General features: G+C 68.8%; 12 protein-coding genes. 4 read left to right on the forward strand and 8 right to left on the reverse strand.

The features are described from left to right. The first annotated feature begins 13 nt into the window (after positions 1–13). Positions 14–418 (forward strand): phasin family protein, encoded by a 405-nt coding sequence (locus tag ASE43_RS01160; protein WP_056174382.1) that lies wholly within the window; start codon positions 14–16, stop codon positions 416–418. Between the two features lie 152 nt (positions 419–570). On the opposite strand, the gene ASE43_RS01165 is transcribed toward ASE43_RS01160, so the two are convergent. Next, complete coding sequence (locus tag ASE43_RS01165; RefSeq protein WP_056174384.1) at positions 571–1,197, reverse strand: TetR/AcrR family transcriptional regulator; 627 nt, start codon at positions 1,195–1,197, stop codon at positions 571–573. Between the two features lie 54 nt (positions 1,198–1,251). Beyond that, positions 1,252–1,509 carry an acyl-CoA-binding protein gene (locus ASE43_RS01170; protein ID WP_056174386.1) on the reverse strand — a complete coding sequence of 86 codons (258 nt, stop codon included), beginning with the start codon at positions 1,507–1,509 and terminating at the stop codon, positions 1,252–1,254. 152 nt (positions 1,510–1,661) lie between these two features. On the opposite strand from ASE43_RS01170, the gene ASE43_RS01175 reads away from it, so the two are divergent. Continuing rightward, on the forward strand, positions 1,662–3,650 hold the full coding sequence (locus ASE43_RS01175; protein ID WP_057159192.1) for an SDR family oxidoreductase: 1,989 nt from the start codon (positions 1,662–1,664) through the stop codon (positions 3,648–3,650). A 426-nt stretch (positions 3,651–4,076) separates the two neighbouring features. On the opposite strand, the gene ASE43_RS01180 is transcribed toward ASE43_RS01175, so the two are convergent. From ASE43_RS01180 to ASE43_RS01190, 3 genes are all read right to left on the reverse strand, one after another. After that, positions 4,077–5,033 carry a restriction endonuclease gene (locus tag ASE43_RS01180; protein WP_056174390.1) on the reverse strand — a complete coding sequence of 319 codons (957 nt, stop codon included), beginning with the start codon at positions 5,031–5,033 and terminating at the stop codon, positions 4,077–4,079. Between the two features lie 302 nt (positions 5,034–5,335). Continuing rightward, positions 5,336–5,929, reverse strand: a complete 594-nt coding sequence (locus tag ASE43_RS01185; protein ID WP_057159193.1) for a phasin family protein — start codon at positions 5,927–5,929, stop codon at positions 5,336–5,338. A 213-nt stretch (positions 5,930–6,142) separates the two neighbouring features. Continuing rightward, positions 6,143–7,393 carry a patatin-like phospholipase family protein gene (locus ASE43_RS01190; protein WP_056174394.1) on the reverse strand — a complete coding sequence of 417 codons (1,251 nt, stop codon included), beginning with the start codon at positions 7,391–7,393 and terminating at the stop codon, positions 6,143–6,145. Positions 7,394–7,525: 132 nt separating this feature from the next. Between ASE43_RS01190 and ASE43_RS01195 the strand changes: the two genes are divergently transcribed. Further along, entirely contained in the window at positions 7,526–8,248 is a 723-nt protein-coding gene (locus ASE43_RS01195; RefSeq protein ID WP_057159819.1) for a hypothetical protein, read from the forward strand. 267 nt (positions 8,249–8,515) lie between these two features. On the opposite strand, the gene ASE43_RS01200 is transcribed toward ASE43_RS01195, so the two are convergent. Further along, positions 8,516–8,791: a polyhydroxyalkanoic acid system family protein gene (locus ASE43_RS01200; RefSeq protein WP_056174401.1), complete on the reverse strand. Its 276-nt coding sequence runs from the start codon at positions 8,789–8,791 to the stop codon at positions 8,516–8,518. Between the two features lie 123 nt (positions 8,792–8,914). Between ASE43_RS01200 and ASE43_RS01205 the strand changes: the two genes are divergently transcribed. After that, positions 8,915–9,715: an FHA domain-containing protein gene (locus tag ASE43_RS01205; RefSeq protein WP_157489261.1), complete on the forward strand. Its 801-nt coding sequence runs from the start codon at positions 8,915–8,917 to the stop codon at positions 9,713–9,715. Here ASE43_RS01205 and msrQ read toward each other — a convergent pair. After that, entirely contained in the window at positions 9,684–10,301 is a 618-nt protein-coding gene (gene msrQ / locus ASE43_RS01210; protein WP_057159821.1) for a protein-methionine-sulfoxide reductase heme-binding subunit MsrQ, read from the reverse strand. The genes ASE43_RS01205 and msrQ overlap by 32 nt on opposite strands. Positions 10,302–10,368: 67 nt before the next feature. Beyond that, on the reverse strand, positions 10,369–11,337 hold the full coding sequence (gene msrP / locus ASE43_RS01215) for a protein-methionine-sulfoxide reductase catalytic subunit MsrP (RefSeq protein WP_057159195.1): 969 nt from the start codon (positions 11,335–11,337) through the stop codon (positions 10,369–10,371). Between the last annotated feature and the right edge of the window lie 71 nt (positions 11,338–11,408).

Below are 11,408 nucleotides of genomic sequence, written 5' to 3' on the forward strand. Positions count from 1 at the left end.
GCGGAGCACTCAGATGGCAACCGTCAAACGCAAGACCCGCGCGCCCAAGGAAACCACGCTGCGCCACCTGTGGCTGGCCGGCCTCGGCCTGGTCGCGATCGCACGCCGTGGCGGCTTCGACGCCGCTGGCCGCGCGGTCGAGCGCGCCGATGCACTGCAGCGCCGGGCGCAGAAGTTGGTACGCGAAACGCGCCAGAACCTGCGCGGGCAGCTGGACAACGTACGTGGCCAGGTCGAGCCGCGGGTGGTGAAGTTCAGCGCCGAGGTCGAGACCCGTCTGGCGCCGGTGCTGGACAAGCTGGGCCTCAAGCCCAAGACCCAGCGCAAAGCGCGCAAGCCGGCCAAAGCCAAGAAGAAGCCGGCGCCGGCGCGGCGCGCGGTGCGCAAGCCGGCCAAGCGGGCCGCGCGCAAGGCCTGAGGCCGAGGCGTTAACGACGAGAAAGGGCGCCGATCGGCGCCCTTTTTTGTGGCTGGCGTCGGCGGTCACGGCCGCTGCCGCGGATGGAATGCCGATCGCGGCCTACGCCGCTCCCACAGCAGGCGCCTGGTTCCGTAACGACGGATTCGCGGTCAGTCCAGGTAGGCGCGGGTCAGCGAGTTGAGGTGGACGCGCTCGGCGTCGCGCAGGAACGGCGCCATCAGCATCATCACCTGGACGATGCCGTCGCGGATCGCGGCATGTTCGTCCTTGTCGCCGCGCGCGGAGGCGTAATTGAGCCAGAAGGTGGCGATCACCAGCACGTTGGTGGCGGTGGCGGCCAGTTCGTCGCTGGAGGCGCGCATCACCCCGGCCTGGGACAGGCCGCGCATGACCGTATGCGCCTGTTCGTCGGCGCGCTTGAGGATGCGCGCGAAGCGCAGGCGCAGACGGCGGTTGCGGCTGAGGATCTCGACCAGGTCGCGGTACAGGAAGCGGTAGTCCCAGATGCACTCGAACACCAGGTGCAGTTGCAGCCAGATGTCCTCCAGCCCGGGCAGGCGCCCCTGCGGCGCGGCGAGCGCGCCGTCCATGCGCTCCTCGTAGCGCGCGAACAGCTGCTCGATGATGTCGTCCTTGTTGCGGAAGTGGTAGTACAGGTTGCCGGGGCTGATCTCCAGCTCGTCGGCGATATGGTTGGTGGTGACGTTGGGCTCGCCCTGGGCGTTGAACATGGTCAACGCGGCGTCGAGGATGCGCTGGCGGGTCTGTTTGGCCACGGGGTCAACCCGCCCTGGATCGTGACGCCGTCGGTCGGCGCGCCCCGCGCGGCATCAGTCGCGCAGCTTCTTCACGAGGTCGACGTACTTCTTCATCGCCTCGTCCTGGCCGGTGCCCTTGAGCTTGGCCCAGGCCTCGTACTTGGCGGTGCCGACGAAATCGAAGAATCCCGGCTTGGCGCCGCTGACGTCGCCCTCGGCGCCCTGCTTGTACAGCGCGTACAGGCGCAGCAGGGTGTCGTTGTCGGGGCGCTCGGACAGCGACTGCACATCCTTTGCGGCTTGCTCGAAACTGGACTTCAGATCGGACATGGTGTGCCCCTCCCGGCGACCAAGGTGATGGGGCATTACCGCACGCACCGGCGGGGTGGTCAATACGGAAGGGAATTGTCCGCGCGCCCGGGCTCTGGCAAGTTAGGCGTGTACCGCCGCCGCGCGGCCGACTTGGGGTCAAGGAGAGGGGCATGAGTTATTTCGTTACCGGCGCGACCGGGTTCATCGGCCGGTTCCTGGTCAGCAACCTGCTCAAGCGTAAGGGCACGATCCATGTGCTGGTGCGCAAGGATTCGCAAAAGAAGTTCGACGCCACGGCCAAGAAGATGGGCTGGGACCTGAAGCGGGTGATCCCCGTTTACGGCGACATGACCGCGGCCAAGTGCGGGCTCAGCGCGGCGCAACTGCGCGCGCTCAACGGCAAGATCAAGCATTTCTTCCATCTGGCGGCCATCTACGACCTCACCGCCAGCGCCGAGGCGCAGCGCGCGGCCAACATCGACGGCACCCAGCACGCGCTGGACCTGGCCGCGGCGATCGGCGCCGGCTGCTTCCACCACACCAGTTCGATCGCCGCCGCCGGCATGTACCAGGGCGTGTTCCGCGAGGACATGTTCGACGAGGCCGAGGGCCTGGACGATCCCTACCTGCGCACCAAGCACGATTCCGAGGGCCTGGTGCGCGCCGAGAAGCGCGTCAAATGGCGCATCTACCGGCCCGGCATGGTGGTCGGCCACTCGCAGACCGGCGAGATGGACAAGATCGACGGCCCCTACTACTTCTTCACCTTCCTCAAGAAGCTGCGCGAGATGCTGCCGCCGTGGATGCCGACCCTGGGCATCGAGGGCGGACGCATCAACATCATCCCGGTCGATTACGTGGTCGACGCGATGGATCACATCGCGCACAAGCCCAAGCTGGACGGGCATTGCTTCCACCTGACCGATCCGGAGCCGCAGCGCGTCGGCGAGGTGCTCAACACCTTCGCCCGCGCCGGCCACGCGCCGGAGATGACCATGCGCATCGACGCGCGCATGTTCGCCTTCGTGCCCTCGGGCATCCGCGGCGCGGTCGGCAACCTGCCGCCGGTCAAGCGCTTCATCGGCATGCTGCTGCGCGACTTCAAGATTCCCAAGGAGGTGATGAAGTTCATCACCTATCCGACCCGCTTCGACAACCGCGAAACCGAGCGCGCGCTGCGCGGCAGCGGGATCAAGGTGCCGCACCTGGACGGCTACGCCTGGCGCCTGTGGGACTACTGGGAACGCCACCTGGACCCGGATCTGTTCATCGACCGCACCCTCAAGGGCAAGGTCCGCAACAAGGTGGTGGTGATCACCGGCGGTTCCTCGGGCATCGGCCTGGCGACCGCGGAGAAGGTCGCCGCGGCCGGCGCGATCACGGTGATCGTGGCGCGCGGCGAGGAGGAACTGTTCAAGGCCCGCGACGCGATGAAAACGGCCGGCGGCAAGGTCTTCGCCTACACCGCGGACCTGGCCGACATGGCCGACTGCGACCGCTTGGTCAAGCAGATCCTGACCGAACACGGCCACGTCGACATCCTGGTCAACAACGCCGGCCGTTCGATCCGGCGCTCGATCGAGCTCAGCTACGACCGCTTCCACGATTTCGAGCGCACCATGCAGCTCAACTACTTCGGCAGCCTGCGCCTGATCATGGGCTTCATGCCGAAGATGACCGAGCGCCGCAAGGGCCACATCATCAACATCTCCTCGATCGGCGTGCTGGCCAATTCGCCGCGTTTCTCGGCCTATGTGGCCAGCAAGGCGGCGCTGGACGCGTTCAGCCGCTGCGCCCAGGGCGAATTGTCGGGCAAGGGCATCAGCTTCACCACCATCAACATGCCGCTGGTGAAGACGCCGATGATTGCGCCGACCAAGATGTACGACAGCATCCCGACCCTGAGCCCGGACGAGGCCGCCGATCTGGTGGTGAAGGGCATCATCGAGAAGCCCAGCCGCATCGCGACCCGTCTGGGCATCTTCGCCTCGGTGGTCAACGCGCTGGCGCCCAAGGCCTACGAGGTGGTGATGAGCACCGCCTTCGAACTGTTCCCGGACTCGGCCGCGGCCAAGGGCGATCGCAAGGGCCTGAAGGACGAGCACGCGAGCAACGAGCAGATCGCGTTTGCGGCCTTGATGCGCGGCGTGCACTGGTAGGCGCAGCGCGAATCGCGGGTATGGAATCGGCCGCCTTGCGCGGCCGATTCTTTGTCCGGGGTAGGGGCAGAGCGCTGGGCGGTGGCGATGCGGTTCGCCTTCGGCTCACCACATCCTACCTACGCGATTCCCCCCTTTGAAAAAGGGGGGCTAGGGGAATCTGCTGTTGCTGTTGCTTTGGCGGTTGCGATGCGGTTCGCCTTCGGCTCACCACATCCTACGCATGCGATTCCCCCCTTTGAAAAAGGGGGGCTAGGGGGGATTTGCTGTTGCTGGTGCCTTGTGCTTTTCGAGCGAGAAGCAAATCCCCCCTGGCCCCCCCTTTTTCAAAGGGGGGAAGAGCATCAGCGGGGAGGAGCATCAGCGGGGAAGAGCCTCAGACGGGGAGGATCGTCGGAGGCGACAACTTCCAACAGACGAACGCGCTCAGTAAGTCTTGCACTGCAGGAAACGCACCCGCTTGTCGCTGCCCGGCGGCGGCTGCAGTTGCAGGCGCGAGGAGCGCAGGAAGGCGTAGCGCTCCAGGATGGTGCAGATCTCCTTGGCGTCGGTCTGGTCGTCCTCGCGCAGCTGGTACACCAGCAGCGTCGACGAGGTCGACCACAACGCGCGCTCCACGTTCGGCAGCGACGAGACCATGCGCATCACTTCGGCGCGTTCGTATTGCTCGCGATTCGGGTCGGCCGGCGCGGGCGCGGTCAGCACCGGTTCGGCCGTGGCGGCCGGCGGCGCGGCGGCGGCCGGGGCGGCGGCGATGGGCGCCACCGGCGCGGCGTCGAGGTTGCGCGGCGGATCCGGCAGCAGCAGGCTCGCCAGCGCGCCCAGCACGATCGCCGCGGCCCAGCCGAACAGGGTCTCGCGCATCACCCGCTTGCGCGTGCTCGCGGTCAGGTCGTTGCGCAGCGACTCCGGCAGCAGCGGGCGCACCAGCGCCCACAGCGCGGGGCCGTCGTAGCGTTCCAGTTCGGTCCCGCGCACTTCGACGTCGGCGATCCGGCCGGGCGTGGCCAGCACGCCGCCGCTGGCGCCGGCGAAGCGCACCGCGTTGGCGAACTCGGCCACCACCGCGGCGCTGACCTGGTAGTCGGCATGGCCCTGCTTGCAGGCCAGCAGCCAGGGGCGGCCGTCGCGCTGTAGGCGCAGCTCCTCGGATTGGGTGCCGCGTTCCAGGGTCTGCTCGACCGATTCGGGTTCGAAGCCGCGCGGCTGCAGGGCTTCCACCACCAGGCGCGAGAATTCGCGCCAGCGCATGGTCGCCAGGGCGTCGATGCCGGCCTTGGTCTCGGCGCGGCGACGGCGGTACAACCACAGATAGGCCGTGATCGCGCCGCCGGCCAGCACGGCGGTCAGGAGCGCGGTCAGCAGCGAAACAGCATTGGACATGCAGGCCTCAGGCCGAATGTGGGGCGCAAAATATACGCCACTCGGCACCTTCAGCTGCGGCCGTGGCTCACGCTATGCGCGAGCGGCCACACCGCGAACACAGATCGGCGCCGGTTTCCACAGAAACGCGGGCGCCCGCGGGTGGCGGACAAAGAAAGCCCGCCAGTCCGAAACCGTAAGGGGAGGGGAGCATACGGAGCGACGGACTGGCGGGCTTAGCGGGTCGCGCGGCCGGCGTTCAGGCGCGCGAGTTGGAGCGTTGAAGCGCTGCGGCCGGGCGGCGGACCGCCCGGCTGGGTGGATCAGGGAGCGATCGGCGGCTTGGGCTTGGCGATCGACTTGCGCGGCGCCTTGCTCGCGGCCTTCTTGGCGGCCGGCTTCTTGGCCGGCGCCTTCTTGGCAGCGCTGGCTTTCTTCGCCGGGGCCGGCTTGGCGGCGGCGCGCTTGGCGGCGGGCTTGCCGCCCTGGCGGCGCAGTTCGGCGGTCAGGGTGTCGACGCGCTGGCTGAGGCCGGCGAGGTCGTCGCGGCCCGGTACGCCCAGCTTGACCAGGGCGCGCTGCACGCGCTCTTCGAACACCTTCTCCAGGCGGTCCCAGGTGTCGGCGGCGCGCTCGCGCGCGTGACCGACCTTGGACTCGACGACGTCGCGCAGGGCGTCGGCCTGACCGCCGGTGAACTTGCGCGCGGTCTGCTCCAGGTTCAGGCCTTCCTTGACCAGGCCTTCGAACAGCTTGGTGCCCTCGGCCTGGGCGCGACCGAACGCGCCGACGCCGGCCAGCCAGATCTGCTGTGCGGATTCGCTCAGGGTCTTGGACAGGCGCTCGGCCTGCTCCTGGGCGCTGCTGCTGGCCTTGCCGGCCGTCGTTTTCTTAGCGTTCTTCTTGAACTTGGCCATGTGCCCTCCAAGCGGGCGTGAATTCGATGTCACTGCACGATGGGCGCGCTGTCTAGAGTTTTCACACCATTGGACGGGACGCGCGGCCAAGGCCGACGAAAATCAGCGAAGCCCGACGCTGCCAGCCCGCAGGATGCGGTGAGCCCAAGGCGAACCGCATCGTTGCGCCGTGCCGAACCTCCGTGCCGGTGCGGTTATCACCGCACCCTACGGCTACTTGGCCCTGGCGCGCTTGCGACGGCTCGTCACCAAATGGTCGACATCGTCCAGCGCCCGGCGCAGGCGTGCGGTGGTTTCGGTGTCGCGCGAGGGCGGCGCGATGCCGTCCAGGACCGAGCGCTGTGGATCGGCCAGGACCTCCTCGCGCAGGCGGATGCCGTGCGCGGCCAGCACCGGCCGCAGGGCATCGGCGCGCTGGCGCAGGTCGGCCAGGGTGTTGCGGTAGGCGATCTCGCAGATCCGCCGCCGCGCCGAGAAACTGAAGGCGTTGGTGAAGAACAGCTCGCCGTCCTCGGCATTGGGTTCGAACACCAACTGGTCGATGTTGGGGTACTGCTGGGCGTAGCGCGCCAGGCCGACCTGCATGCGCGATTGCAGCAGAGTGCGGAAGGTCTGCGACAGCACCGCCGGCAGGCCGCCCGCGGCCAGGCTGTTGTCCTCGGTCACCGGCGCGCCGCCGTGGTTGTGGTTGAACGGCACCAGCGGATTGATGCCGATCAGCAGGTCGATGCCCTGTTCCAGCACCAGCGAGGCATGCATGGTCCGGCGCAGCGCGCCGTCGACGAAATGGCGTCCGCGGATATTCACCGGCGGGTACAGGCCGGGCAGGGCGGCGCTGGCCTGGACCGCCTTGGAGATCGGGACGTCGTTCCAGTCGTCGCCGCCGAAGCGCACCGCGTCGCCGCTGTCGATGTCGACCGCGACCACGTACAGGCGCGCGTCGAGTTCGCGGAAATCGTTGCTGCGGCCGCGCCGGGTGAAGACCTCGCGCAGGAAGCGCTCGACCTCGCCGTTGTCGAACAGGCCGTTCGGGATCAGGCCGCCGAAGCGGGTGATCAGGTCCGACCAGCGCGCCTCGCGCGGCGAGAACAGCAGCTCGCGCCACCACTGCGTGGCCAGGCGCGGGAAGCTCGCGGCGCGCTTCATGTATTCGAAGAAGGCCGGCCGCATGAAGGTCTCGGGCCGGAACTGGACGTCGTCGCTGTCGCCGGTGATGAAGATCCGGCACATCTCGGCGGTGTCCATGCGGTTGGCCAGGCCCGCGGCCAGGAAGGCGCCGCTGCTGACGCCGACGTAGCAATCCAGGCGGGTCAGGTCGAGGCCCTCCAGGGCTTCGTCCAACGCGCGCAGCGCCCCCAGTTCGTACATGCCGCCGATCGGACCGCCGCCGGCAATGGCCAGGCCGATCTTGGCCGGCGCGCCGGTGCTACGCGCCCGTTGCTGGGCGGAATGGAGTGACAGCATGAGGTGAGCGGCGACCGTGCGGAGGAGTATCCCGCGAGTGTAGCCGACCGCGGCGGGCATGCCAGACGCCGCGACTTTGGTCGTAGCCAAGGGCGGTTGCGGCAGCCGGCCGCGGCCGCGATCATGCGCTCGATGTCCAGGACGACCGACCTTTCCGCCCGCCTGAGCGACCTGCTGGCGCGCCATCAGGCCCTGCACGACCCACGACAGGAGTCGCGCAACGGCTTGCGCTGGTTGCCCGAGGTACGTGCGTGGCAGGCCTGGCGCCTGGAGGCCAGCTTCGACCGCTTCCTGCGCGACCCGCGACGGCGCCCGGCGGCGCAGTTCTTCCTCAGCGACGTCTACAACGACCACGACTTCAGCCGCCGCGACGCCGACATCGCGCGGGTGCTGCCGATGATGCAGCGGCTGTTGCCCTCGGCGCTGTTGAGCACGGTCGCCGACGCGATCGAGCTGGGGCTGCTCACCCACGCTTTCGACCTGCGCATGGCCCAGCGCCTGCAGACCCTGGCGCCGCGGCGCCGGCGCCTGGACGCGGCCCTGTACGCGATGGCCTACCGCGACTGCGGCCTGCCGCGCCTGCGCGGGCACCAGATCGACCTGATCGGACGCGTCGGCCTGGGCCTGGGACGGGCGGTGCGGATGCCGGGCGTGGCGACCTTGCTGAAACTCTCGCGCGGACCGGCCAAGGCGGCCGGCGTGGCGGAGTTGCAGGGCTTTCTCGAACGCGGCTTCGCGGCCTTCGGCCAGTTGGGCGACGTGCGCGAGTTCATCGCCGAGATCGAAGAGGACGAACGCGAGGTCGCGCAGCGCCTGTTCGAGGGCGATCCGGACCCGTTTCCGGGGTTGGAGTAGGGCGGGCTTGCTGGATCTGTCGGTTGGGGGCGAGCCCGCTCAGGACGACCGCGAGGTCACTTCGGGGCGCGCGCGGGTGGCTGTGGCCGCGCGGGACTGCGCGTGACTGCGTGCGACTCGTATGACTGCGCGAGATGACGACGTCGTGCTTGGCGACTAGGTCAGACCAAGAGCGCCAGACCTGCGCCGCCCGAATCACGCAACGCAACTCGAGGACGATCCCCCGAGTCGAAGCCGCGCAGCGGCGCTAGCGCCGCCGCACTCGTCTTATTTGAAGCGCTCGTCCAGCACCCGCCGGATTTCGCTTTCGATCGGGCCTTTGAGCGCGCCCAGCAGGAAGCCCAGGCTCGCGGTTACGCGCAGCTGCTTGGGGCCCAGCGCGATCTTGCCGTCGACGCCGCTGCGGGCGAAGTTGAGGGTGTCGCCGGCCCAGTCGTACTCGATGCCGAAGCGCTCGGCCAGCTTTTCCGCCACCTCTTCGACGGCTTTGCGGGCCTTGGACGGCGTCAGCGAATGATCGTGGCGGATATCGATGCTCGACATAAACGGTTCCCTCCCAGGGTCCGCCTATTGTGCGGGCGTGACGCGCCGCATCCAAGAGTGCGCCGACAGCGGCCGTCGATGCGGTGTGCGTGATTGCCGCGCAGCATGCTAGATTTCCGCTGCGTGGAAAGCCTAAGACTGCGATACCCCAACCGCGAACATGCCGACCTGGCCCTGAGCCCGGGCGTGCATGCGATCGGCCGCGACGCCGACGGTCGCACTGCCCTGGTCCGCGACGGCGCGGACGCGGTCGCACAGGTGTGCGTGGACCGTCGCGGCGTGTGGCTGCAGGTGCGCGAAGGCGTGCGTGGCCTGCACGTCAACGGCCGCCCGGTGCGGCGCATGGCGATGCTGCGCGCGGGCGACACGATCTTCCTGGACGGCGTCGAACTGCTGTTGCTCGCCGGCGAGCCCTTGCCGGCCCCGGCCGACTACGGTTTTGGCGAGGCCCCGGAGAGCCGTCTGGTGATCCGCGGCATCGCCGGTCCGCATCACGGCCGCTGCTATCCCTTGGACAAGCCGCGCACCATCGGCCGCGCCAGCGAGTGCGATATCCGCATCGACGACGCCTCCTTCGCCGAGCGCCACGCGCGCCTGGAAGCGCACGCCGACGGCGTGGTCCTGCGCGATATGGGTTCGGTCGAAGGCAGCCTGGTTAACGGCCGCTCGGTACGCAATGCGCTGCTGCGGCCTGGCGATCAACTGGTGCTGGAATCGCAGCACCGCTTCGTGATCGAAGCGCCCAGCCGCGGCGGAGGCGGCGAGCCGCCGCATACCCCGCATCCGGTCGAATTCGAGGCTGAAGAGCGCACGCGCCCGGCCGCGGCCCTGCCGTCGTCGGTGCGGCGCATGCCGTGGCTGTTGTTGGCGGCCGCGTTGCTGGCCGCCGCGCTCAGCCTGCTGCTGCTGTACGGCGCGAGCTGAGCGCGCGCAGCTTCTTCCACACCCGCCAGCCCAGCAGCACGGCCAGGATCGCCGCGTACAGCAGCGGCTCGCGGATGTCGGACTTCACCAGCCACCAGAAGTGCAGCACCGCCAGCACGGCGATCGCGTAGATCAGCCGATGCAGCCGGCCCCAGAGCCGGCCCAGCTTGCGCATCGCGGCCTGGGTCGAGGTCAGCGCCAGCGGCACCAGCAGCAGCCAGGCCAGGAAACCGACGGTGATGTAGGGCCGCTTGAGGATTTCCTCGAAGATCTGGGTCCAGTAGCCGCGCAGGTCCAGGACCAGGTAGGCGGCGAAATGCAGGCAGGCATAGAAGAACGCGTACAGGCCGAGCAGGCGCCGGAACCGGATCAGCACCGCTTGCCCGCTGAGCTGGCGCAGCGGCGTGATCGCCAGGGTCAGCAACAGCAGGCGCAGCGCCCACAGGCCCAGGCGGTGTTCGATCTCGGCGACCGGGTCGGCGCCGAGGCCGCCGCTGCCGGTCAGGAACTCTTCGCGGATCTGCCAGGCCAGGATCGCCGCCGGGGTCAGCGCGAGCAGGTGGACCAGGGTTTTGGCCGCGATCATGGCCTTGGATGCCGCGCGGCGCGGCGCCGGCCGCGCGGTGGCGGCCGGGGTGCGGTCGTTCATGCGCTCAGAACCACTGCTTGAGGTTCATGCCAGCGTACATCGACGCGACCTGGTCGCCGTAGCCGTTGAACGGCCGGGTCGGGATGCGCTCGGCGAACAGCTTGCTGGCGGTGCCGGCGATGCGGCGTTCGCTCTTCTGGGTCCAGCGCGGGTGATCGACGTTGGGGTTCACGTTGGAGAAGAAACCGTACTCGCTGGACTGGGCGTCGTTCCAACTGGTGAACGGCATCTTCTCGACGAAGGTGATCGCGACGATCGACTTGATGCTCTTGAAGCCGTACTTCCACGGCACCACCAGCCGCAGTGGCGCGCCGTTCTGCTGCGGCAGCGGCTTGCCGTACAGGCCGGTCGCCAGCAGGGTCAGCGGATGCATGGCTTCGTCGATGCGCAGGCCTTCGCGGTACGGCCAGTCCAGCGCGGGGTAGGCCAGGCCCGGCATCTGCTTGCGGTCGGCCAGGGTGGTGAAGGCCACGTACTTGGCCCTGGAGGTCGGCTGGAAGCGCTTGAGCACCTCGCCCAGCGGCACCCCCAGCCAGGGGATCACCATCGACCAGCCTTCCACGCAGCGCAGGCGGTAGATGCGCTCCTGCGGCGTCAGGCCCTTGAGCAGATCGTCCAGGGCCAAGGCGCCGGGCTTGGCGCAGGCGCCGCCGACGGCGACCGTCCAGGGCCGGGTGCGCAGGGTCTTGGGCGCCTTGCCGGGATCGGCCTTGCCGGTGCCGAACTCGTAGTAGTTGTTGTAGCTGGTGACGTCCTCGTAGCGGGTCAGGGTTTCGTCGGTGCGGAAGCCCGAGGCCGCCTGCGCGGGCGTGATCGCGGTCTTGGGCGCGGGCGGGGGCTCGGCATCGGCGCAGCCGGCCAGGCCCAGCGCGGGCGCGGCGGCGAATGCGGCCAGCAGGCGCCGGCGCTCGCGGTAGACGGTTTCGTCGGTGATTTCGCGGGCGGGGAGGGTAAAGGCGTCGCGCAATGCCATTGGAGCTGACTCCTGCAGGAAGCGGGTGCGGCGGAAACCGTCGCGGGGTCGTACGGGAGATACGGCCGGGT

Origin of the sequence: Lysobacter sp. Root983 (assembly GCF_001429345.1) — a bacterium.
In the GTDB taxonomy this organism is placed as follows: domain Bacteria; phylum Pseudomonadota; class Gammaproteobacteria; order Xanthomonadales; family Xanthomonadaceae; genus Lysobacter.